Here is a 22,295-nt window from a genome sequence, read left to right as displayed (position 1 = left end):
GGAGACCTGATTGGAACCCTGGGCCGGTCATCCGGGAGGATGGGTTCATGACCGCCCAGATTCTCGATGGCAAGGCCACCGCAGCCGCGATCAAGTCCGATCTGACCGTCCGCGTGGCGGCCCTGAAGGAGAAGGGCATCACGCCCGGTCTCGGAACCGTCCTGGTGGGCGATGACCCCGGCAGCCAGAAGTACGTCGCGGGCAAGCATCGCGACTGCGCACAGGTCGGTATCGCCTCGATCCAGCGGGAGCTGCCCGCGACCGCCACTCAGGAGGAGATCGAGGCGGTCGTCCGCGAGCTCAACGAGGACCCGGCCTGCACGGGATACATCGTCCAGCTCCCGCTGCCCAGAGGCATCGACGAGAACCGTGTCCTGGAGCTGATGGACCCGGACAAGGACGCGGACGGTCTGCACCCGATGAACCTCGGCCGTCTCGTACTGAACGAGCCGGCGCCGCTGCCCTGCACGCCGAACGGCATCCTCACCCTCCTGCGCCGGCACGGCGTGGAGATCAAGGGCGCCGAGGTCGTGGTCGTCGGCCGGGGTGTGACCATCGGCCGCCCGATGCCGCTGCTGCTCACCCGGCGCAGCGAGAACGCGACGGTGACGCAGTGCCACACCGGTACGCGTGATCTGGCCTCCCACCTGAAGCGGGCGGACATCGTCATCGCCGCGGCCGGCTCCGCCCACCTGGTCCGCCCCGAGGACGTCAAGCCGGGCGCCGCGGTCCTCGACGTCGGCGTCTCCCGCAGCGCCGAGGGCAAGATCGTCGGTGACGTCCACCCCGGCGTCGCCGAGGTCGCCGCCTGGATCTCACCGAACCCCGGCGGAGTCGGCCCCATGACCAGGGCCCAACTCCTCGTCAACGTGGTCGAGGCGGCGGAACGCAGTGCCGGCTGAGGACGCGACGGGGAACCGGGACGCGACGGGGAACCGGGACGCGACGGGGAACCGGGGCGCGACGGGGAACCGGGGCGCCACGGAGAACCGGGGCACCATGGAGAACCGGGGCACCATGGAGAACCGGGGCACCATGGAGAACCGGGGCACCATGGAGAACCGGGGCACCATGGAGAACCGGGGCACCATGGAGAACCGGGGCACCATGGAGAACCGGGGCACCATGGAGAACCGGAGCGCCACGGAGAACCGGGGCACCACGGAGAACCTGGGCACCACGGAGAACCGGGACACGACCGAATCGCCGGAGGCGACGCGGGTGGGTGCCGCCGAGCCGGGTTCCGGTTCCGGTTCGCGTTCCGGTTCCGCGGAGGCCCCGAAGGCGTCCGCCGACCCGTCGCGGAACGGAGAGTCGCGGGGCGCGCAGCCGCAGGATGTGGAGCAGGAGGACGCCGAGTCGTCGCAGGACGGCGGTGCGGACTCCGCCGAGGCGGGCGACGACCTGCCGCGAGAGGGCGCGATCGTCACCCGGGACGCCGTCAGCACCGTCGGGCCCGACGGGCAGCCACAGCGGACCACCCGGCGGTTTCCGCGGGTCACCAAGGACACCGCACGCCCGGAGGGCGGGGGGCGCGCCGCGTCCGGGGACGCGCCCGCGCCGGCGCGGCAGTGGCCGATGCTCACCGTTGCGGGGACCGTCGGGTTCGGCTTGCTGCTCACCGCGTTTGACGTCTTCCGTTACGGCACGCTGCTGATCGGAGTGGCACTGCTCGCGGCCGGCATACTGCGCTGGGCGCTGCCCGGTGTGGGCATGCTCGCCGTCCGCTCCCGTTTCACGGACCTCGTCACGTACGGCGTCCTGGGCGTGACCATCGTGCTGCTCGCGCTGATGATCCAGCCCAAACCGAAGCTGGAGATCCCGTTCCTGGAGGAGATCCTGCGCTACACGGTCCGCTGAGCACGAGCGCGCATGGCGGAGGCCCGCACTCTCCCCCGAGTCGGAGTGCGGGCCTCCGTGTTTCCCCACGGTGGCTAAGTGGACATGTGGTGCCGCGACCTCAACAGTTGACGTACGACATCGTGATGCTGGTGAACCGCTTGTCACCAACCGTGCCGTCCCGGCCATGTCAACCGCCAGATCCGGCGGGGTTTCCGGGGGTAGTAGGGACGTCCCACGCCCTGACCTGCTGGGATGCCATGGCCAATGACAATCGGGTGGGACAGGGGATGCCGTTCCGGTTGGGTAACGTGCCCTTGCGGGACGCAACCGCATCACCCCTGCGCGAACGTCCTCCCATCTGACGCAACCTCATATACGTACGCACGCGCCAAACGATCACGGGGGGTGGCGACATGGCGCGCTGGAAGGAACTGCCCGACTCGCTCGACCAGCGGGAGCGGCAACTCATCGTTCAGCTGCGGCGTTTGAAGGACCGCAGCGGACTCAGCCTGTCCGCGCTCGCGGCGAAGACCACGTACAGCTCCTCGTCGTGGGAGCGCTGGCTCAACGGCAAGAAGCCGGTTCCCCGCGGAGCCGTAATCGAACTCGCGCGCGTCTGCGGCACAGACCCGACCAGGCTGCTCGTCCTCCACGAGGTGGCGGAGGGAGCGCGCGAGGCGGCTCCGGGGGCGTCGGGTGCCGCGGCGGAGCCCGAGGAGGAGCCCACCGCCACCACGCGAACCGCCGCCTCGCGCACGGTCACCATGCGAACCTCCGCCTTGCGAACGGCGACCGAACCGCGTCGCTCGAGCGACCCACCCGGCGTACGGCGTCGCCCGCGCCCCCGCCTCGTCCTCGGTGCCGTCGCCGCGCTGCTCGTCGCGTTCGGCGCTGGGACGATCGTCGGTCTGTCCTGGCAGGACGACTCCGGCGGTCCCGGTCAGGGCGGTCCCGGTCAGCAGACCGCGCTCGCCGCCGAGAGCTACCGGCGCGGGCAGACGTACGACTGCGACATCTCCCGCAAGGACGGCGGACTGTACGCCGGGTACAGCGCCTCCCAGCAGGTGCTGCTCGACATCAACCACGTCGGCTGGGACGTCGTGGAGGCGCAGTGCCTGCTCGCCCGGCACGGCTTCGACCCCGGCGACATCGACGGGGTGTACGGCGAGGAGACCAAGAGCGCGGCCTGGGCGTTCCAGGAGAAGCGCCAGATCGCCCGGGACGGCATCGTCGGCCCCGACACCTGGCGGGAGCTGCGCAAGTGACTCCGGAAGTAAGCCAACTGACCGCAGACTTGAGGAGGTTACGGGAAGCGGCGGGCCTGAGCCTGAGCGAGCTCGCCGTCCGCACCCCGTACAGCAAGTCCTCCTGGGCTCGCTATCTCAACGGCGAGAAGCCCGTTCCGTACGAGGCTGTCGTTGCCCTCTGCCGCGTCGCGGGCGAGCGGCCCGAACGGCTCCTCGCGCTGTGGGAACTGGCCGACGCGGAGTGGAGCGGCCGGGGGAGGAGCGCTGCGGAGGCTGAGGAAGAGGCGGAGGCGGAGGCCGGTGTGCGGCACGGCCGCCGACTACGCCGGGTGGTGTTCGCCGCGGGCGTGGTCGTCGCCGCCGGGGTGTGTGCCGCGGTGCTCCTGCTGCCGGACGAGTCGGCGGACAGCGCGGTGCCCCCACCGACGTACTCAACCGGCGCGACGTACTCGCCCGGCTGCACCGGACGCGACTGCGACGGCCAGGACCCCGTCGACATGGGCTGCGGCGGCGACAACATGGTGACCACGGCCGCTCAGCGCACCTTCGCCGACGGACAGCGCGTGGAACTTCGCCACGGCACCGCATGCGACGCGGTGTGGGCGCGCGCGACGGGGCTGCGGATCGGGGACCGGGTCGAGCTGACCCGCTCCGGGGCCGACCCCAAGGAAGTACGGGCGAAAGTGCGGAACGACACAACCCGCTATCTCGCGACGACGATGACGCCGGCGGACGACCCGGCCGGGACCCGCGTCTGTCTGATTCCGGCCAAGGGGGAGCGCGTCTGCATTGAGGCCTGAGCCCGGTTCGCACCCTGCATGCGTCCGGTTTGCGCCCGGTTCGCATCGGTACCGGGGGTTGGGTTCGGAGGGTGCCGACGGCGCCCGTCCACTCCCCCGAGCGAGGACGGGCGCCGCCTGTGCTCAAGAGTCATGGGCCTGCCAACAGGGCTTCAAGACCTGTCAGTTCCCTGTGGCACGGAGGTGACCGTTCCGGTACCTCGTGCCAGAAGTGCGACGTGTCCCGTAACGATCTGTACTTCACCCGCCGGTAGGTATGCGATTCCTCTGATGCTTCCGGTTCACTAGTGACAGGCGATGTCGTGTATGTGTTCCCGTTGTGTCGATGTATTGACAAGTTCGGGGATTTGATCTGATCACGTCCAACAGCAGGGATAACGTGGGCAATCGGGATGGTCCGGGACGTCCGGTGCGTTGACCAGGGGGGTCAAGCAGGTCGCACGGGATCTCGGTGGGACACTGGACCGCATACCAGCGGGCGTGCAACGGTGCATGCCCACGGCTCGAAATGCTCCTGTGCGCCCACACCCGGGGAACTGAGATCCTGGCTCCGCGCATCCCTGTGGGTAGGCCGGACGGGGACTCGGCAGAGGGCGTCACGCGCGAGGAAAGAAAAGCACGCACGGGGGGAAGAGGGGGAGCAATGCCTCGTTGGAGGGCCTTGCCGGATGAACTCGATCCGCAGGTCAGGGAGTTCGCCAGCCAGCTGCGTCGACTTGTCGACCGCAGCGGGCTGAGCGTCGCTGCCGTGGCCGACCGCACCGGTTACAGCAAGACATCCTGGGAGCGGTACCTGAACGGCCGGCTGCTCGCGCCCAAGGGCGCGATCGTGGCGCTGGCCGAGGTGACCGGCACGAATCCGGTCCACCTGACCACGATGTGGGAGCTGGCCGAGCGGGCGTGGAGCCGTTCGGAGATGCGCCACGACATGACCATGGAGGCCATACGGATCTCCCAGGCGCGCGCCGCGCTCGGGGAGTTGGGCCCCAACCCTCCCAAGGCCAAGGGCGGCACCCGAGGCAAGCCGGCGGCCGGCAAGGCCGCCGCCGCGGCTCCGCCCAAGCCGGCGGGCGCCGGGGCCGCATCCACGGCGCCGCCGCGTAGTCCTTCGTCCGGCGGGGACGCGCCGACGTCGTTCCTGGGGCGGATTCCGCAGAAGGAGTCGTCGGGTTCGGGTTCGTCGGGTTCCTCGAGCTCGGCGGGTTCTACGGGTTCGTCCGGTAGGTCTGGTACGTCCACTCCTGGTGGTCCTTCGGCTCCCCGTGCGGGGAGTTGGGGGGTTGCTCCTCCGCCGGGTCAGTACGGTGCGGCCGGATCGTCCGGCAAGCCGGGTCAGTACGGTCAGTCGGGTCAGTACGGGCAGTCGGGTTATCCCGGACAGTCCGGACAGTCCGGGTATTCCGTGCCGACCGGGCCGTCCGGTCCGGCCGGAGGGCCGCCCGAGGACGCCCGGCCGCCGCGCTCCGGTGGTTCGCCGGACGCCCCGCGGCGGAAGCGGCGGGTCACGATGTTCCTCGCGGGTGTCGTCGGCGCGCTCGTGATGATCGCGGCCGCCCTCTATCTCACCGACCCCGGCGGTGGCGGGAGCGGCGACGAGGCGAAGCCGACCCCTACCCCGACCGTCAGCAAGAACCTGCCGTCCGGTGTCGAGTGCAGCGGCAAGGACTGCACGGGCGAGGACCCCGAGAACATGGGCTGCGGCGGCGAGTTGGCGACGACCACCGACAGCGTCTCGGTCGGCACGGCCCTCATCGAGGTCCGCTACAGCGAGACCTGCGGCGCCGCCTGGGCCCGCATCACGCAGGCCGCGATCGGCGACGAGGTCCAGATCAGCACGGCGGGCGCGGCGGAGCAGACGGGTCGGGTGAAGGTGGACACCGACACGTATACGCCGATGGTGGCGGTGAAGGACGCGGCTGATGTGAAGGCTTGCGCGACGCTTGCCTCCGGCGAGGAAGGGTGCACGACCGGCTCCGCCGGTTGAGTAGTTGGGTTCGTTGTCGGCTGCGGCGCCGTTGGGGCTGGTCGCGCAGCCCCGCGGGGTGCCTCCGGCGGTTGGGCGGTTGGGTTCGTTGTCGGGTGACGGCTCGTGGTGGTTGCTCGCGCAGTTCCCCGCGGGGTGCCTCCGGCGGTTGGGCGGTTGGGTGCGTTGTCGGCTGCGGCGCCGTCGTGGCTGGTCGCGCAGTTCCCCGCGCCCCTGGGTTGTTGGTGGGTGCGGGGCCGCGGGCCGGTGCGTCAGCCCGTCGCCAACAGGGCATACGGCCCCTTGCTGATACAGGGTGCTGGTGTGCCCAGACCGGAGCTAAGCGACGGGCATAGGACGCACCGGCCCACGTCCCCTCCCACCGGCGGGAAGCTGCGGGTTTCGTCGTGGCTGGTGAGCATGGCGGCTGGTGAGCTTTGTGGCGGGCGGTTCGGGGTGCGGGGAACTGCGCGACGAGCCACGACGGACCGGCAGTCGCCATGAACCAGAACCCACCCTCCCGGTAGGCGCCCTGCTCAACCGCCGGAGGCAGTCGCGGGGCTGTGCCAATATGCGGCTCCGCCGCGTGGGCGCGACCAGCCACAACGCACCCGCAGCCGCGACGCGCAGTGTCACCCCCCTACCCCAGTAGGCACCCACCCACCCCCACGAACCCACCCACCCGCCGTAGGCGCCTCACCCACCCCGCCGGAGACAGCGGGGTCTGGGGGCGGAGCCCCCCACGCGGCGGAGCCGCAAATTGATACAGCCGGGAAGGGGCGGGGCTGGGGAATTGTCCGACCAGCCACAACGGGTCCGCAGTCGACCGGGAACCGAACTCCTGGTGGGCGAACAACAGGAATGAGTCGCCGACTCGGGGGCAGGCGAACCTCAACCCCCCACGGGATCCGGCACCGGCCGGGAGGACGGCACCCACCTCCCGGCCCCGACAAGCCGGCACCCCACCCGGCGGCCGCCGTCACCCCCTCTCCCGACCGGCGGCCGCCACTCCGTGGCTCCACCCGCGGAGCGGCTTGTGGGGTGGGCCACACGGACCCGGAGGTCCGAGATCCCGGATGCGCGATAGCCTGATCGCTGGATCTCTCTTGACGCCAAGAGATCGATCAAAAGTCCGGGGCAGTGCCGCCCCACCGCCAGCTGTCATACGGAGAACGCCATGACCCGCACTCCCGTGAACGTCACCGTCACCGGCGCGGCCGGCCAGATCGGTTACGCCCTGCTCTTCCGCATCGCCTCCGGCCAGCTGCTCGGCGCGGACGTGCCGGTCAAGTTGCGCCTCCTGGAGATCACCCCGGCGCTGAAGGCCGCCGAGGGCACGGCGATGGAACTCGACGACTGCGCCTTCCCGCTCCTTCAGGGCATCGACATCTCCGACGACCCGAATGTCGCCTTCGACGGCGCGAACGTAGCCCTCCTGGTCGGCGCCCGCCCCCGTACGAAGGGCATGGAGCGCGGCGACCTGCTGGAGGCCAACGGTGGCATCTTCAAGCCGCAGGGCAAGGCCATCAACGACCACGCCGCGGACGACATCAAGGTTCTCGTCGTCGGCAACCCGGCCAACACCAACGCGCTCATCGCCCAGGCCGCTGCCCCGGACGTACCGGCCGAGCGCTTCACGGCGATGACCCGTCTCGACCACAACCGCGCGCTGAGCCAGCTCGCGAAGAAGACGGGCGCCTCGGTCGCCGACATCAAGCGCCTGACGATCTGGGGCAACCACTCGGCCACCCAGTACCCCGACATCTTCCACGCCACGGTCGCCGGCAAGAACGCCGCCGAGACCGTCAACGACGAGAAGTGGCTGGCCGAGGACTTCATCCCGACCGTCGCCAAGCGCGGCGCGGCCATCATCGAGGCCCGCGGCGCCTCCTCGGCGGCCTCCGCCGCCAACGCCGCCATCGACCACGTCCACACCTGGGTCAACGGCACGGCCGAGGGCGACTGGACGTCGATGGGCATCCCGTCGGACGGCTCGTACGGCGTCCCGGAGGGCCTGATCTCCTCCTTCCCGGTCACCGCGAAGGACGGCCAGTACGAGATCGTCCAGGGCCTCGACATCAACGACTTCTCCCGCGCCCGCATCGACGCGTCGGTGAAGGAGCTGGAGGAGGAGCGCGAGGCCGTCCGCGGTCTCGGCCTCATCTGAGGGGTCAGGTCTTGAGGGTCTGAGGGTCTGCTCCGAGCGGACCCCGGCATTCCGTAGTATTCCGCGAGCCCGTACGGCCACACCCGGCCGTGCGGGCTCGTGCTTTCCCCGCACACGGCAACGCTCATGCGCCGGTGCGGGCGGGTTCACCTGTTCGGGTGGCATTTCCGTTCGCCTCTCCCGTCTCCGTGATCTCTTCGCTAGCGTCAACTCCCTTGTCCACCAATGGAATTCGCCCGCAGTCGGTATGTGCCTGCGGGAAACGGGAGTGTCGGGAGTATGGGAAGCGAACCGTCGAGGCGGCGCTGGGGCCACACCGAGGCCACCAGGCTGTTGTGCGCGGGTGCCCACCTGGACGCGGGGTTCCGCAGGCGCGTCATCGACGAACTCGTCGGGCACCCGGAGCGCCCGGTGGCGCCGCCGCTCGGCGCGGACGTTCTGCCCGTCCTCGCGCATGCGCTGCGCGCCCGCCGCGACGAGGTGCTGATCGCCCTGCTGCTGCTCGCGGTGTGGGTCGGGTTCCTGGTCAGCGATGTGGTGATGATCAAGGACACCGCGGAGGACAGTGCCGGCGGCGACACCGGGCTGTCCTTCGGCGACTACGTCCGGGTCGTCTTCGAGTCGGACTACGGCGACGACTTGGGGGCGCCGGGCCTGTTCGGCGGGCTCGTGCCGGGCACCTGGACCATGTCGTACGCCTCGGTCGTCCTGCTGCTGTGGTTCGCCCGGGTCATCTCCGGCCGGGGCACGGACACCGCCGTGGTGCAGCGGCTGAAGCTGCCGCCCGCGCTGGCCTGGCTGCAGCGGCGCCTCGGCTGGCTGGTGACCGCGATCGCCTGGCTCATCTGCCTCAGGTACTGGGTGCAGGGCTGGGCAGGGGTCGAGGACAACCCGTACCCCGTGATCTTCCCGCTGCTGCTGGCCGTCGTCGTCTGGCGCCACCAGTGGCATCGGAAGCAGACGCTGCGTATGGCGCTGGCCCGGCAGACGTTCGCCGAGACGCCCGACCCCGGCCTGCCCGGCCGCTACGAGGCCCTTGCCGAGCGCATCCGCCGGGAGCAGGACGCCTCGCTCGCCCTCTACGACGTCAACCGCCCGTTCGTCGGCGCCGGAGTGCCCCGGAAGCCCTGGACGGTCGTACTGGAACTGCGGCGGAGGGAGGCGGGGGAGAGCGGCAACGGCGTACCGGCGCCCCGGCCGGAGGCCGCGCAGCTCACCGCGCGCGAGGTCATCGACATGATCACCCCTCGGCTGCGGGCCCTGAAGACGTCGGCCGGGGACGGGAGCCGGGACCGGCTGCGAGAGCTGGAGATCGAGGAGTTCGTCTACCTTCCGTCCGGAGTGGGCCGCGACGAGCCGCTCGTGATGGGCCCGGACGACTCCCGTACCGCGAGCGTGTACGAGTCCGCGCAGGTCGACCGGCACTTGGTCGAGTCCGTGGGGGAGGGCGGGGAGGCCCGACGGCACTTCCTGCGGGTCAGGGTGGGGGCCTGGAACGAGCAGGTCGTCGTCTCGCTGCTGGTACGGGTGTATACCCAGGGCGGCATGCTCGTACTCGAAGTGGTGCCGCATGTGCTCGGGCCGATCGTGCCGGAGTTCCGGCAGATCGACGCCGTCGTGGGGCGGCCGCCGGAGGGCCCGCTGCGGGATGCCGTGCGCGCTCTTGTCGACGCCCCGGCTGTCGGTGTGGCGACCGGTATCGCGGCCCTGCGCACCCTGGGATCCGCCCTGCGCCAGTGGTCGGCCCGGGCCGAACAGGCCGCGCCCGACGCCCCCCTGGTCTCGCTGCGCGAGCTGGCCGGCACCGACGAGCTGTCCCTCTTCCAAGAGATGGACGTCGCCCGCTACATCAGGACCCTGCAGGACCGGATCGGCGAAGGCGTACGGGACGCCCTCCAGGCCCACGGCTACCGCACCGACCGCCTGGAGCAGAACATCACCAACATCCACAACAGCGGGCTCTACATCAAGGAGATGTCCGGCGGCGCCCTCGCCACGGGCGCGCACGGCCAGGCCACGCACACGGAGAGGAGCACGGTATGAGCACCGACGGGGGAGCGAGCGGGGGGCCGGGCGGCGGGCCGCAGATCCACATCGGTTCGATCAGCGGAGGCTCCCAGGCCTTCGGCGACCACGGCAAGGCCGAGTCGGTCAACTACACGGCCGTGACTGCCGACCCGGGGTACGGGGAGCTGCTCACCGCCGTACGGACACTGCGTACCGAACTCGGGCGGCAGGAGCGTACGGCCGAGAGTGAGGCACTTGGTGCCGAACTGGCCGAAGTGGAGGGCGAGATCGCCCGCACCGGGCGCAGCGCGCCAGGACTGCTCACCCGGGTCCGGGACCGTCTCGCGGACTACGGTCCCGCCGCGGCGACCGCCGCGTCCGTGACCGCCGTCACCCAGGCGATCACTCAACTGCTCGGCTGAGCCGGAGAGACGACGATGGCAGAGGGACAACGATGGTGAAGGTCCAACGATGGTGAGGGTCTTCGACGCCGACCGCCAGGACTGGGCGGGGCCCGAACAGGAACAGCAGATCGTCGTGGACCAGCGGCGCGACGAAGTACGCCAGCGCCAGGCGCTGCGCGGGACCGTCGCGGTCCTCGCGGTCTGCTCGCTGGCCTTCGGCACCTGGGCACTGGGCTGGAAGGACGAGCCGGGACCGCAGGGGTACTTCACGGCCCGCGAGACCCCGGCACCCGGACAGAGCGGGGAAACGAACGGCGACCCGGGCGGGGGTACGGGCACCGGGGACCCGGCGTCCCCGAGCTCGACGGCCACGCTGCCCCCCGAATACGAGCCCGTGCAGGACGAGGAGGGCTTCCGAGTGGCCGTCAAGGAGGGCTGGGTCGCGAACCGGCAGACGTCCGACTCCCTCCACGGCTTCGACGTCGTCAACTACCGCAGCACCGACGGTTCTCGCCGCCTTCAGATCTACGAGGTGCTGGAGGCCAGCCCGGACGACTCGCTCCAGGAGTTCGTGTCCGCCGGCACCGCCAAGCCCGACGGCTTTGAGCAGCTCTCCCTGGAAAGCCTCGAGGACAGCGGCCGCCCGGCCGCCCGCCTCGAATACCTCGCGGACTCCCTCAAGGGTGAGGAGGAGATCGGCACCTGGCACGTCGTCGACCATCGCTTCGAATCCCTGGACGGCAAGCTGTACGCGATCACCTCCTACGGCCCGGAGTCGGACGGCTTCGACGACGAACGACAGGTCCTGGAAACGGCGTTGACCTGGTTCTGCCCACCGGCCACGGTCTGCCCGGAGCCGGTCACGGAATGAGCGGCGGCTTGGGCAGGGACTTCTCGAAGAAGTACGCCCCGTACACGTCGTCGTTGTAGCGGGGGATCTCGGTGTAGCCGCACGCCCGGTACATCGCCTGTGCCTCGATGAGCGTGGCGTGTGTGTCGAGGCGTACGACTCCGCAGCCGAGCCTTGCCGCCTGCCGCTCCAGCTCGGCGAGCAGTCGGCGGGCGAGGCCGAGGCGGCGGGCGGCCGGGTGCACCCAGACGTGCCGGATCTCGCCGACGCCGGGTTCGAGGCGGCGCAGAGCCGCGCAGCCGACCGCTCGGCCTTCCTCGTACGCGACGAGGAAGGCGCCGGTGTCGCCCGACACCTCGTGCGGCTGGACGAGGGAGGCCCGGTCGTAGCCCTCGGGGAAGCGGGCGTCGATGTCGGCGGCGTAGGCGTCGAGGCAGGCACGGGCGTCCGGGGCGGCTCCGTCGACGAGCTCGACCGTGATCGCGGCGAGCCTGAGCAGCCGCTGGGCGGTGCCGAGGGACTCGGTCAATTGCTCGCGCTGGGCCGGCGTCAGCCCGCTGAGCAGCCCCTCGGCGAGACGGTTGGCCCGCCGGTTCTGCTCCTTCACCTCGACGCGTCCGGCCGGGGTCAGCTCCGCGACCCGCAGCCGGGTGTCCTGCGGATGCACGGTGATCCGCACCAGCCCCTGCGACTCCAGGGCCTTGGCCATCCGGCTCAGATACCCGGCGTCCAGGCCGAGTCGGCTGCGCAGCTCGCGGAGCGAGGCCCCGTCCCCGATCTCGTACAGGAGGCGGGCCTCGCCGAGTGGCCGGTCCTGGCCGAGGTAGTGATCGTCGAGTGCGCCGATGCGGCGGGTGAAGTAGCGGTTGAAGCGGCGAAGGGTGGTCACATGCTCTGTGGACACTGGCTTCATATTTCTTTGACTGTAGTCAAAGGTAGAGAGGGCGTCTTCGAGTTGTCCGAAGTGGGTGGCGGGGGCAGGGGCCGAGCGGGCGCAGTCCGTACATGTGCGGTTACGCAGATGAAGTTCCCGGCTATCTGACGTTCCGGGTGACCCCGCAGGAAGGGCCTATCGCGGCCTTCGCCGAGCAGGAGGCCTGGCAGGCGCGGGAGAGGTACCCGCAGTTGTTGGGGGTGGGGATTCCCGAGTTCTTCCATGCGCGGGAGCGCGAGGAGGGCGGCTGGCAGCTGTCCGACTACAGCAGCGATACGCCGCAGGGGGCGCGGGACATGCTGGGTTCGCACTTCCGGCGCAGCGCCAAGGAGGCCGAGGACGCCGGGGACGAGAGCGCCCAGGGCAAGTGGATGGCGGCGGCCAGACGCATGGACCGCGAGGTCGTCGACGAGCTGACCGTGCTGGGCGGCCGGTTCAGGATCGTCAGCGCCTCACGGTTCATCCGCATGGGCGGCAACGGCCCTGAACCGCCCCGCCCCTCCGACCCCGATCCGCTCGACGCCGATCATGTACGTCCCCGGGGCCAGGTGATCGATCCGTACACCGGTACGGGTCTGGCCGACGGCATCCTCAAGCTGGACCTGGTCCGCTTCGTCGGCGTCGTTCCGGGCGCGCCGCCGGATGTCGCCGACGACGCGCGGCGGGCTCTGGCGACCCATCCGGGTGGTGTCCTCCTCCCTGCCGTGTTCATGATCTCCGAGGGGGTGGACGGCAGTTGGAAGCCGCACAATCCTGGGGCGTCCCATCGCTCGCCCCAGGCCGCGCGCGACGTTCTGACCTCGTATCTGCGCGTCATGGGCCCCTTTGAGCTTCGCCTCGACGACGCTGCCCGCGAGGAATATGCGCGGGCCGCCGACCGTCTCGACGAGAAGCGCAGCAACGTGGCGAGTGTCGCGGGCCGCCGCTTTCGCGTCACCCGCGTCGAACGTCTGGTCCGCATCGGGCCCGACGGCCCCGAGGGCCCCCGCCCCTCCGACTTCGACCCCGAACCTCCCGTCGAGATCCATGTCCGCCAGCTCAAGGAACAGGGCCTGTGGAAGGAGGAGGACGAGCCGATCGAGCTCGATGAGCGGACGCGGGAGCTTAAGCGGTTGTGGGAGGCGGAGGCGGAGCGGCGTGCCTCCGGCGGTTGAGCGGTTGGGTTTCGTTGTCGGCTGACGGTTCGTTGTGGCCGGTCGCGCCACCCCCGCGGGGTGCCTCCGGCGGTTGGGCGGGTGCGGGTTGTGTGTGGTTGTTTGCGCCCACGCGGCGGAGCCGCAAATTGACACAGCCCCGCGGGGTGCCTCCGGCGGTTGGGCGGGTGGGTGCGTTGTCGGCTGCGGGTTGTGTGTGGCTGGTCGCGCAGTTCCCCGCGCCCCTGGGGTGCGTGGTGGGTGCGGGGCCGCGGTCCGGTGCGTCAGCCCGTCGCCAACAGGGCATACGGCCCCTTGCTGATACAGGGTGCTGGTGTGCCCAGACCGGAGCTAAGCGACGGGCATAGGACGCACCGGCCCACGTCCCCTCCCACCGGCGGGAAGCTGCGGGTTTCGTCGTGGCTGGTGAGCATGGCGGCTGGTGAGCTTTGTGGCGGGCGGTTCGGGGTGCGGGGAACTGCGCGACGAGCCACGACGGACCGGCAGTCGCCATGAACCAGAACCCACCCTCCCGGTAGGCGCCCTGCTCAACCGCCGGAGGCAGTCGCCCCAGGTCAGGGAAAGGGTTCCGCTCAGCAGGAGCCGTTTCTCATAGTGACGCGGCACACTGGCGGGGACGGGCATGAAACGTCCTGCCCGGGGCAGGGGCACACCGCTCCTCGGAAGTGGCACGGCTGTGCCGCAGGGGCGTACAGGAACGGAAGGCAGCACCGACCATGGCGGGACCAGCGGAGCGACAGGCGCAGCAGACGATTCACGTGGGCGGGGAGTGGCGCGCGGCCGTCTCCGGGGAGACACGTGAGGTGCTCGATCCGGCGGACGCCAAGCCGTTCGCCGTGGTTGCGGAGGGTGACGGACGGGATGCGGACGCGGCCATCGAGGCCGCCCGCCGCGCCTTCGACGAAGGGCCCTGGCGCCACACCCCCGCCACAGAGCGGAGCGCCCTGCTGCGTCGCGTCGCCGATCTCCTCGTACGCGATCGTGAGCGGCTCGGGCTGCTGGAGAGCCGGGACGCCGGCAAGACGCTTGAGGAAGGGCGCGTCGACATCGACTGTGTCGCCGACGCCTTCCGGTACTTCGCCGATCTCGTCGTGGGCGAGGGCGGCGGGCGGGTCGTCGACGCCGGTTCCGACGACATCCACAGCGTCGTCGTGCATGAACCCGTCGGCGTGTGCGCCATGATCACGCCCTGGAACTATCCGCTGCTGCAAGCGAGTTGGAAGATCGCGCCCGCACTCGCCGCCGGGAACACCTTCGTCGTCAAGCCCAGCGAGATCACTCCGCTCACCACGATCGCCGTTGTGGAGCTGCTCCAGGAGGCCGGGCTGCCCGACGGAGTCGCGAACATCGTCACCGGCCCCGGGCACACCGTGGGCGCCCGCCTCGCCGAGCACCCTGGTGTCGACCTGGTCTCCTTCACCGGCGGTCTCATCAGCGGGATCAAGGTCGCCCAGGCCGCCGCCGTCACCGTCAAGAAGGTCGCCCTCGAACTCGGCGGCAAGAATCCCAACGTCGTCTTCGCCGACGCCTGCGCCACGGAGGAAGGCTTCGACACCGCCGTCGACCAGGCCCTGAACGCCGCGTTCATCCACAGCGGCCAGGTCTGCTCCGCCGGCGGACGCCTCATCATCGAGGAGTCCGTACGCGAACGCTTCGTCGCCGAACTCGCCCGCCGGGCCGGCAAGATCCGCCTCGGCCGGGGCACCGAGGACGGCGTCGAGTGCGGTCCACTCGTCTCCGAGCAGCAGCGGGAGAAGACCGAGGCGTACGTCGCCTCCGCCCTCGCGGAGGGCGCGGTGCTGCGGTCCGGCGGCAAGCGGCCCGAACCGTCGGCGGAACGGCCCGCGACCGGCTACTTCTACGAGCCCACCGTCCTCGACCAGTGCCACCGCGAGATGAAGGTCGTACGCGAGGAGGTCTTCGGGCCCGTACTGACCGTCGAGACGTTCCGTACGGAGGACGAGGCCGTCGCGCTCGCCAACGACACCGAGTACGGGCTCGCGGGCGGCGTCTGGACCTCCGACGCGGGCCGCGCCCGCCGCGTCGCGGCACGCCTGCGGCACGGGACCGTCTGGATCAACGACTTCCACCCCTACCTCCCGCAGGCGGAGTGGGGCGGCTTCGGAAAGAGCGGCGTCGGGCGGGAGCTGGGTCCCACCGGTCTCGACGAGTACCGCGAGAGCAAGCACGTGTACCAGAACCTCGCGCCGAAGCCGGTGCGGTGGTTCGCGGGCTGACGCCCCCGCCCCTGACCCCGCCAAGGAACCGCCAAGCGCAGCACCTTGTACGACCCCGAGGAGTAATCCCCCATGCCTGAGCAGCACACGTACGACTATGTCGTCATCGGCGGCGGTACCGCCGGCTCCGTCATCGCCTCACGCCTGACCGAGGACCCGGACGTCACCGTCGCCGTGATCGAGGGCGGCCCCAGCGACGTCGACCGCGAGGACGTTCTCACCCTGCGCCGCTGGATGGGGCTGCTCGGCGGGGAGCTGGACTACGACTACCCGACGACCCGGCAGCCGCGCGGCAACTCGCATATCCGGCACAGCCGGGCCCGGGTGCTCGGCGGCTGCTCCTCGCACAACACGCTGATCGCGTTCAAGCCGCTGCCGTCCGACTGGGACGAGTGGGAGGCGAACGGTGCCAAGGGCTGGGGCGCGGTGCCGATGGAGGCGTACTACGCCCGGCTGCGCAACAACATCGTCGCCGTCGACGAGAAGGACCGGAACGCCATCGCCCGCGACTTCGTCGACGCCGCCCAGGCCGCGCTGGACGTGCCGCGCGTGGACGGCTTCAACAAGAAGCCGTTCAGCGAGGGCGTCGGCTTCTTCGACCTCGCGTACCACCCGGAGAACAACAAGCGGTCCTCCGCCTCGGTCGCGTACCTCCACCCCTTCCTGGACCGGCCGAACCTGACGATCCTGCTGGAGACCTGGGCGTACAGGCTGGAGCTCGAAGGGACGCGGGCGCGCGGAGTGCACGTACGGACCAAGGACGGCGAGGAGATCCTCGTACGCGCCGAGAACGAAGTCCTGTTGTGCGCGGGCGCCGTGGACTCACCGCGGCTGCTGATGCACTCCGGTATCGGGCCCGCCCGCGATCTGGAGGCGCTCGGCATTCCCGTCGTGCATGACCTGCCCGGCGTCGGCGAGAACCTGCTCGACCACCCCGAGTCGGTGATCGTCTGGGAGACGAACGGCCCGATCCCCGAGAACTCCGCGATGGACTCCGACGCGGGCCTTTTCGTGCGCCGCGATCCCGACCATCCGGGTCCTGACCTGATGTTCCACTTCTACCAAATCCCGTTCACCGACAACCCGGAGCGCCTGGGGTACAAACGCCCTGCTCACGGCGTCTCCATGACCCCCAACATCCCCAAGCCGCACAGCCGCGGCAGGCTCTATCTGACGAGCGCCGACCCGGCCGAGAAGCCCGCCCTCGACTTCCGTTACTTCACGGACGAGGACGACTACGACGGCCGCACCCTGGTCGACGGCATCAGGATCGCCCGCGAGATCGCCAAGTCCGAGCCGCTGGCGGGCTGGCTGAAGCGCGAGGTGGCCCCCGGTCCCGACGTCACGGGCGACGAGGAGCTCGGCGTGTACGCGCGGTCGGTGGCCCACACGGTGTACCACCCGGCGGGCACCTGCCGGATGGGCGCCCCGGACGATCAACTCGCCGTCGTCGACCCGCAGTTGAGGATCCGCGGACTGGACGGCATCCGGATCGCCGACGCCTCCGTCTTCCCGACGATGCCCGCGGTGAACCCGATGATCGGGGTGCTCATGGTCGGAGAGAAGTGCGTGGACCTGCTCGGCAGTGGCGAGTGATGGCCACGTCAACTCGCTGACTCCTGAGGAGGCGGCGAAGGAGTGGGTGGACAGCCACGAATCGACTTGGCGGACGTGGCTGTCCGAGTGACCGTCAACAGGTGTCCGTGACGCTCACCAGGCGTTCGGCTCCGCGGAGAGGTTCTCGTCGGCCAGGCGTTGCGCTGCGGCGCGCGCCTGGCCGAGCCAGTCGTCGTGCAGGGCTCGGGCCATGCCGGTCAGCGCCTCGGTGGCGCGGCGCTGCAGACGGGGACCGAACGTGATGCGTGTGGCCCCGAGTCGGCCGAGCTCTGCCGGTGCGGGACCTTCCAGTCGCGCGTAGGCGTTGATCGGACCCGGGATCGCGGCCCGGAGCGCCGGGAGGGCATCCTCCGGGGCGCCGATCGGGTACACGCAGTCGGCGCCCGCCGCCACGTACAACGCGGCCCGCTCGACGGCCCGTTCGGGATCGGCGACCCCGCGTGAGAACGTGTCGACACGCGCGTTGACGAACAGCCGGTCGCCCGCGACGGCCCGTACCTCGGCCAGCCAGTCGGCGTGCCGCGCCGGGTCCTTGAGGACGCCCTCGTGCGAGTCCTCGAGGTTGCAGCCGACGGCACCCGTCTCAAGGATCCGGTCCACCAACTCCTTGGGCGCGAGCCCGTACCCGTCCTCGACGTCCGCCGACACCGGAACGTCCACGGCCCGCGCGATGCGCCCGACCGCCGCGAACATTTCGTCGGCGGGCGTGGCCCCGTCCTCGTAACCGAGCGAGGCGGCGACCCCGGCGCTGGGCGTCGCAAGCGCCGGAAACCCGGCGTCCTCGAAGACCCGCGCACTGGCCGCGTCCCACGGCCCGGGGAGGATCAGGGGGTCGTCCGGTGAGCGGCCCTGATGCAGCGCGCGGAACGTCTCCACCTTGCTCACCATGCACGGCCCCCCGGCGGGATGCGTCGGCTGACCATCAGCCGGTTCCATCCGTTGATAACGGTGATCAACCCGATGAGATGCGCGAGTTGGGCGTCGTCGAAGTGCCGCGCCGCCCGCTCGTACACGTCGTCCGGCACGAAGCCTTCCGTGAGGACCGTGACCGCTTCGGTCAGCGCGAGGGCGGACCGCTCGCGCTCGCTGTAGTGGTCCTCCGCCTCCTCCCAGGCGTTCAGAAGGTCGAGCTGTTTCTCGCTCACGCCGTGCTTGCGGGCCAGTTGGAGGTGCATGTCGAGGCAGAACGCGCAGTGGTTGAGCTGTGAGGCGCGGATCTGCACCAGCTCGGCGAGCCCGGGGTCGCCCAGGCCCTTCTTCGCGGCGGCGCTCAGCGCGGACATGGCCTTGCCGACCTCGGGATCGAGGAACTGCGTGCGAGCCGTCACTTGTGCTCGCCCGCCTGGTAGTGCCCCGCGACCATACGGCAGGTCACGCCGAACCGGTTCCACGCGTTGATCACCGTGATCGCGGCGATCAGCTGCGCCAGCTCGGCCTCGTCGAACTGCTTGGCGGCCGCGTCGTACACCTCGTCCGGCACGAAGCCCTCCGTGAGGACCGTGACCGCCTCGGTCAGCGCGAGCGCCGCGACTTCCTTCGCCGTGTAGAAGTGCTGCGACTCCTCCCACGCGCTGAGCTGGATGATCCGCTCGACACTCTCGCCGGCCGCGAGCGCGTCCTTGGAGTGCATGTCGACGCAGAAGGCGCAGTGGTTGATCTGCGACGCGCGGATCTTCACCAGCTCCAGGAGCACGGGGTCGACGCCCTGCCGGGCCGCCGTGTCGAGCCTGATCATGGCCTTGTAGACGTCGGGCGCGAGCTTGGCCCACGCGAGCCGGGGGGTGTGTTCGGGGACGTACGAGGTGGTGTCGGTCGTGGTGCTGGTCGTGTCGTCGGTCGTCTCGTTCGTCGTCATGACTGCGACCCTAAGGTTCGAGTAGCCCAGGAGTATGGTCCATTTTCATGGAGAAACCCTGGGCCACTTTAGGTGTTGATCTGCACCTCGACCTGGGCGGCTCCCGTCTGCGCCGAGGGCTCACGGACGCCTTGCGCGAGGCGGTGCGGAGCGGGCGGCTCGCACCGGGGACGCGGCTGCCGTCCTCGCGGGCGCTCGCCGCCGACCTCGGCATCGCGCGCAACACGGTCGCCGACGCGTACGCCTGTCTCGTCGCCGAGGGCTGGCTCACCGCGCGCCAGGGTTCGGGCACGCGGGTCGCGGAACGGGCCGCGGTGGCGCCGGACTCGGACACGGCACCCAGGCCTCGCTCGCCCCGCGGACCGACGCACAACCTCGAACCCGGCAACCCCGACCTCGCCTCGTTCCCCCGCGCCGAGTGGCTCAGGTCGGCCCGCCGCGCGCTGTCCGAGGCACCTCACGACGCCTTCGGCTACGGCGACCCACGAGGTCGCGTCGAACTCCGCACCGCCCTCGCCGCCTACCTCGCCCGCGCTCGTGGCGTACGGACCGACCCCGACCGGATCGTCATCTGCTCCGGCTTCGTACACGGCTTGCGGCTGCTCGCCGCTGTACTGCGGCAACGGGGGCTGCGCTCGCTCGCCGTGGAGTCGTACGGGCTTGACGTGCACTGGGGAGTGGCGGAGGCGGCGGGGTTGCGGACGGTGCCGCTGCCGTTCGATGAACTGGGGACGTGTACCGGCGCCTTGGCGGGAGCGGGGAGGGGGGCGGTCCTGCTCACCCCCTCGCACCAGTTCCCGATGGGCGTGCCACTGCGGCCCGACCGGCGGGCCGCCGTCGTGGACTGGGCGCGGGGAACCGGCGGGCTGGTCCTGGAGGACGACTACGACGGAGAGTTCCGCTACGACCGTCAGCCGGTGGGCGCGCTCCAGGGCCTCGACCCGGACCGCGTCGTATACATGGGCACGGCGAGCAAGTCCCTGGCGCCAGGACTGCGGCTCGGCTGGCTGGTCCTGCCGCCGTCGCTGACGTCGGAGGTCGTGTCGGCGAAGGGCGGCACGGACTGGTCGTGCGGGGTCCTGGACCAGCTGACCCTGGCGGAGTTCATCACCTCGGGCGCGTACGACCGTCACGTCCGCGCGTCCCGTCTGCGCTATCGCCGCCGCCGCGACCAGCTCGTCGCGGCGCTCGCGTCCCGCGCCCCGTCGGTGCGGGCCACCGGTATCGCGGCCGGCCTCCACGCCGTCCTCCAACTCCCGCCCGGCACCGAGCAGTCGGTGGTCCGAGCGGCGGCCCGGCAGGGCCTGTTGCTGCACGGCCTGACCCGCTACCGCCACGCGGACGTTGCCGAGGTCGCCGCCGCCGGACCGTACGACGCCCTTGTCGTGGGCTACGGCACACCCCCGGACCACGCGTGGTCGAGCACGCTGGACGCTCTGTGCAGGGTGCTGCCCTGAGGACCCGTCGGGCCCGGTTACGGCGGCCGGGACCATGATCTGTAGGGTGACGATCGAGAAGTTGATGGTGAACGGTCACGGAAGAACCCTGCTGCTACCAGGAGTTGGCCCCCCTTCCCTCCTTCGACGGCAACCGTGTCGTCCTCGGCGCCTGGGTAGTCGAGGACGAGTCGGCGGGCCTCGACATCCGCGAGTCCGCCGGCCTGATCACGGACGAGTACGCCCGCTTCCTGCCGCACGTGATCCTCTGAGCCCCGGCGATCGCTGGGTCCCGGTGATCGCCGGGACCCAGCGATTCCGAGTCCCGGTGATCCGCTGGGTCCGAGTGATTCGGCGTCTCGGTGATCCGCTGGGGCTCGGTGGCTCTGGGTCCGGGTGATCCGCTGGGCCCCAGTGATGCCGAGTCCCGGTGGTTCTCTACACCCCCAATACGGTCCGGAGTTGGGCGAGTCCCCAGTCCAGGTCCTCCTTGCTGATCACCAGTGGTGGCGCTATCCGGATGGTGGCGCCGTGGGTGTCCTTGACCAGGACGCCCCGGTCCATCAGCTTCTCGGAGACCTCCCGGCCAGTGCCGTACGCCGGGGCGATATCGATCCCCGCCCACAGCCCGCGCCCCCGGACCTGCGTCACCCTGCCCGTATCGCGCAGCACCGCCAGCTCACGATGCAGATGCTCACCCAGCTCCGCAGACCGCGCCTGGAACTCCCCGGACCGCAGCATGGCGATGACCTCGATCGCCACGGCACAGGCCAGCGGATTGCCGCCGAACGTCGAACCGTGTTCCCCGGGCCGGAACACCCCCAGCACCTCGGCGCTCGACACCACCGCCGACACCGGCACGACCCCGCCCCCGAGCGCCTTGCCCAGCACATACATGTCCGGCACCACCCCGTCGTGCTCACACGCGAAGGTCCTGCCCGTCCGCCCCAGTCCCGACTGGATCTCATCCGCTATGAACAGGACATTCCGCTCCCGCGTCAACTCCCGTACGCCCGCGAGATAACCGGCCGGCGGCACCAGCACGCCCGCCTCACCCTGGATCGGCTCCAGCAGCACGGCGACCGTGTTCTGCGTGAGGGTTTGGCTCATCGCGGTCAGATCGCCGTACGGCACGATCTCGAAGCCCGGTGTGTATGGCCCGAAGTCCGCCCGTGCCTCCGGAGCCGTGGAGAAGCTGATGATCGTCGTCGTACGCCCGTGGAAGTTGTCGCTCGCCACGACGATCTTCGCCGTCCCGTCGGGCACGCCCTTGATCGTGTACCCCCACTTCCGCGCGGCCTTCACAGCCGACTCCACCGCCTCCGCGCCCGTGTTCATCGGCAGCACCATCTCCATGCCGCACAGCTCCGCCAGCCGCGCGCAGAACTCGGCGAACCGGTCGTGATGAAACGCTCGCGATGTCAGCGTCACCCGCTCCAGCTGCGCTCTGGCCGCATCGATCAGCCGTCTGTTGCGGTGCCCGAAATTGAGCGCGGAGTATCCGGCCAGCAGGTCGAGAAAACGGCGCCCCTCGACATCCGTCATCCACGCCCCGTCCGCCGTGGCCACGACGACCGGCAGCGGGTGGTAGTTGTGCGCGCTGTTCGCTTCGGCCGAGGCGATCAACACCTCCGTACGCGTCACGGGAACTCCCACCTCCTCTCGGCAGGCTTGCTCTGGGATCCAGGGGGGGCCGGGGTGATCCGGTGATCCGGGGTATCCGGGGTACCTGGGCGGGTTTGCGGCCCCTTCCCATCGTCGCTCGCGTCCGCCTCGCATCAT

18 protein-coding genes and 1 pseudogene are annotated in these 22,295 nt (G+C 70.5%); 14 read left to right on the top strand and 5 right to left on the bottom strand.

Annotated elements, in window-relative coordinates; all coding sequences use genetic code 11:
• The first annotated feature begins 47 nt into the window (after positions 1-47).
• The 9 genes from OHT21_RS16930 (at position 48) to OHT21_RS16890 (ending at position 11,301) form a co-directional block, all read left to right on the top strand.
• Positions 48-902: a bifunctional methylenetetrahydrofolate dehydrogenase/methenyltetrahydrofolate cyclohydrolase gene (locus tag OHT21_RS16930; protein ID WP_328769152.1), complete on the top strand. Its 855-nt coding sequence runs from the start codon at positions 48-50 to the stop codon at positions 900-902.
• Positions 903-999: 97 nt separating this feature from the next.
• A complete protein-coding gene (locus OHT21_RS44685; protein WP_443050384.1) occupies positions 1,000-1,860 on the top strand; it encodes a DUF3017 domain-containing protein in 861 nt (286 codons plus the stop codon).
• A gap of 395 nt (positions 1,861-2,255) precedes the next feature.
• Positions 2,256-3,107: a helix-turn-helix domain-containing protein gene (locus OHT21_RS16920; RefSeq protein WP_328769151.1), complete on the top strand. Its 852-nt coding sequence runs from the start codon at positions 2,256-2,258 to the stop codon at positions 3,105-3,107.
• Positions 3,104-3,889 (top strand): helix-turn-helix domain-containing protein, encoded by a 786-nt coding sequence (locus OHT21_RS16915; protein WP_443050383.1) that lies wholly within the window; start codon positions 3,104-3,106, stop codon positions 3,887-3,889. The genes OHT21_RS16920 and OHT21_RS16915 overlap by 4 nt, the downstream gene beginning before the upstream one ends.
• Positions 3,890-4,532: 643 nt before the next feature.
• Entirely contained in the window at positions 4,533-5,873 is a 1,341-nt protein-coding gene (locus OHT21_RS16910) for a DUF2690 domain-containing protein (protein WP_328769149.1), read from the top strand.
• Between the two features lie 1,156 nt (positions 5,874-7,029).
• Positions 7,030-8,019 (top strand): malate dehydrogenase, encoded by a 990-nt coding sequence (locus OHT21_RS16905; protein ID WP_328769148.1) that lies wholly within the window; start codon positions 7,030-7,032, stop codon positions 8,017-8,019.
• A 279-nt stretch (positions 8,020-8,298) separates the two neighbouring features.
• Positions 8,299-10,062, top strand: coding sequence for a hypothetical protein (locus OHT21_RS16900; protein WP_328769146.1), 1,764 nt, complete (start codon positions 8,299-8,301; stop codon positions 10,060-10,062).
• Positions 10,059-10,448 (top strand): hypothetical protein, encoded by a 390-nt coding sequence (locus OHT21_RS16895; protein WP_328769145.1) that lies wholly within the window; start codon positions 10,059-10,061, stop codon positions 10,446-10,448. Before OHT21_RS16900 ends, OHT21_RS16895 begins: the two co-directional genes overlap by 4 nt.
• A 49-nt stretch (positions 10,449-10,497) precedes the next feature.
• On the top strand, positions 10,498-11,301 hold the full coding sequence (locus OHT21_RS16890) for a hypothetical protein (RefSeq protein ID WP_328769144.1): 804 nt from the start codon (positions 10,498-10,500) through the stop codon (positions 11,299-11,301).
• On the opposite strand, the gene OHT21_RS16885 is transcribed toward OHT21_RS16890, so the two are convergent.
• Positions 11,291-12,193: a bifunctional helix-turn-helix transcriptional regulator/GNAT family N-acetyltransferase gene (locus tag OHT21_RS16885; protein ID WP_328769143.1), complete on the bottom strand. Its 903-nt coding sequence runs from the start codon at positions 12,191-12,193 to the stop codon at positions 11,291-11,293. The genes OHT21_RS16890 and OHT21_RS16885 overlap by 11 nt on opposite strands.
• Before the next feature lie 92 nt (positions 12,194-12,285).
• Between OHT21_RS16885 and OHT21_RS16880 the strand changes: the two genes are divergently transcribed.
• The 3 genes from OHT21_RS16880 to OHT21_RS16870 all read left to right on the top strand — a co-directional run bounded on the left by OHT21_RS16880 (position 12,286) and on the right by OHT21_RS16870 (position 17,201).
• A complete protein-coding gene (locus OHT21_RS16880) occupies positions 12,286-13,368 on the top strand; it encodes a DUF5954 family protein (RefSeq protein WP_328769142.1) in 1,083 nt (360 codons plus the stop codon).
• A gap of 716 nt (positions 13,369-14,084) precedes the next feature.
• Positions 14,085-15,605, top strand: coding sequence for an aldehyde dehydrogenase family protein (locus OHT21_RS16875; protein ID WP_328769141.1), 1,521 nt, complete (start codon positions 14,085-14,087; stop codon positions 15,603-15,605).
• A 72-nt stretch (positions 15,606-15,677) separates the two neighbouring features.
• Entirely contained in the window at positions 15,678-17,201 is a 1,524-nt protein-coding gene (locus OHT21_RS16870) for a GMC family oxidoreductase (RefSeq protein WP_328769140.1), read from the top strand.
• 114 nt (positions 17,202-17,315) lie between these two features.
• On the opposite strand, the gene OHT21_RS16865 is transcribed toward OHT21_RS16870, so the two are convergent.
• Genes OHT21_RS16865 through OHT21_RS16855 form a run of 3 tightly spaced genes read right to left on the bottom strand, consistent with a single transcriptional unit; the run spans position 17,316 to position 19,077 of the window.
• Positions 17,316-18,110: an isocitrate lyase/PEP mutase family protein gene (locus OHT21_RS16865; RefSeq protein ID WP_328769139.1), complete on the bottom strand. Its 795-nt coding sequence runs from the start codon at positions 18,108-18,110 to the stop codon at positions 17,316-17,318.
• The gene (locus OHT21_RS16860; RefSeq protein WP_328769138.1) at positions 18,104-18,550 is read right to left on the bottom strand and encodes a carboxymuconolactone decarboxylase family protein; all 447 of its coding nucleotides are present in this window, start codon (positions 18,548-18,550) and stop codon (positions 18,104-18,106) included. The genes OHT21_RS16865 and OHT21_RS16860 overlap by 7 nt, the downstream gene beginning before the upstream one ends.
• Positions 18,547-19,077 carry a carboxymuconolactone decarboxylase family protein gene (locus OHT21_RS16855; protein ID WP_328769136.1) on the bottom strand — a complete coding sequence of 177 codons (531 nt, stop codon included), beginning with the start codon at positions 19,075-19,077 and terminating at the stop codon, positions 18,547-18,549. Before OHT21_RS16855 ends, OHT21_RS16860 begins: the two co-directional genes overlap by 4 nt.
• Before the next feature lie 47 nt (positions 19,078-19,124).
• On the opposite strand from OHT21_RS16855, the gene pdxR reads away from it, so the two are divergent.
• Positions 19,125-20,534, top strand: coding sequence for a MocR-like pyridoxine biosynthesis transcription factor PdxR (gene pdxR, locus OHT21_RS16850; protein ID WP_328769135.1), 1,410 nt, complete (start codon positions 19,125-19,127; stop codon positions 20,532-20,534).
• An 80-nt stretch (positions 20,535-20,614) separates the two neighbouring features.
• Positions 20,615-20,785, top strand: a pseudogene (locus OHT21_RS16845) (glutathionylspermidine synthase family protein); the annotation flags it as partial.
• 166 nt (positions 20,786-20,951) lie between these two features.
• Here OHT21_RS16845 and rocD read toward each other — a convergent pair.
• On the bottom strand, positions 20,952-22,157 hold the full coding sequence (gene rocD, locus OHT21_RS16840; protein WP_328769134.1) for an ornithine--oxo-acid transaminase: 1,206 nt from the start codon (positions 22,155-22,157) through the stop codon (positions 20,952-20,954).
• Positions 22,158-22,295 lie beyond the last annotated feature (138 nt).

It is taken from the genome of Streptomyces sp. NBC_00286 (assembly GCF_036173125.1).
Classification (GTDB): Bacteria; Actinomycetota; Actinomycetes; order Streptomycetales; family Streptomycetaceae; genus Streptomyces.
The sequence above is the reverse complement of the archived record's forward strand: the minus strand, read 5'-3'. Positions and strand labels throughout refer to the sequence as shown.

Coding starts and splice junctions, on each gene's coding strand:
- OHT21_RS16930 (WP_328769152.1), top strand. CDS start 48: ATGACCGCCCAGATTCTCGATGGCAAGGCCACCGCAGCCGCGATCAAG.
- OHT21_RS44685 (WP_443050384.1), top strand. CDS start 1,000: ATGGAGAACCGGGGCACCATGGAGAACCGGGGCACCATGGAGAACCGG.
- OHT21_RS16920 (WP_328769151.1), top strand. CDS start 2,256: ATGGCGCGCTGGAAGGAACTGCCCGACTCGCTCGACCAGCGGGAGCGG.
- OHT21_RS16910 (WP_328769149.1), top strand. CDS start 4,533: ATGCCTCGTTGGAGGGCCTTGCCGGATGAACTCGATCCGCAGGTCAGG.
- OHT21_RS16905 (WP_328769148.1), top strand. CDS start 7,030: ATGACCCGCACTCCCGTGAACGTCACCGTCACCGGCGCGGCCGGCCAG.
- OHT21_RS16900 (WP_328769146.1), top strand. CDS start 8,299: ATGGGAAGCGAACCGTCGAGGCGGCGCTGGGGCCACACCGAGGCCACC.
- OHT21_RS16895 (WP_328769145.1), top strand. CDS start 10,059: ATGAGCACCGACGGGGGAGCGAGCGGGGGGCCGGGCGGCGGGCCGCAG.
- OHT21_RS16890 (WP_328769144.1), top strand. CDS start 10,498: ATGGTGAGGGTCTTCGACGCCGACCGCCAGGACTGGGCGGGGCCCGAA.
- OHT21_RS16885 (WP_328769143.1), bottom strand. CDS start 12,193: ATGAAGCCAGTGTCCACAGAGCATGTGACCACCCTTCGCCGCTTCAAC.
- OHT21_RS16880 (WP_328769142.1), top strand. CDS start 12,286: ATGTGCGGTTACGCAGATGAAGTTCCCGGCTATCTGACGTTCCGGGTG.
- OHT21_RS16875 (WP_328769141.1), top strand. CDS start 14,085: ATGGCGGGACCAGCGGAGCGACAGGCGCAGCAGACGATTCACGTGGGC.
- OHT21_RS16870 (WP_328769140.1), top strand. CDS start 15,678: ATGCCTGAGCAGCACACGTACGACTATGTCGTCATCGGCGGCGGTACC.
- OHT21_RS16865 (WP_328769139.1), bottom strand. CDS start 18,110: ATGGTGAGCAAGGTGGAGACGTTCCGCGCGCTGCATCAGGGCCGCTCA.
- OHT21_RS16855 (WP_328769136.1), bottom strand. CDS start 19,077: ATGACGACGAACGAGACGACCGACGACACGACCAGCACCACGACCGAC.
- pdxR (WP_328769135.1), top strand. CDS start 19,125: ATGGAGAAACCCTGGGCCACTTTAGGTGTTGATCTGCACCTCGACCTG.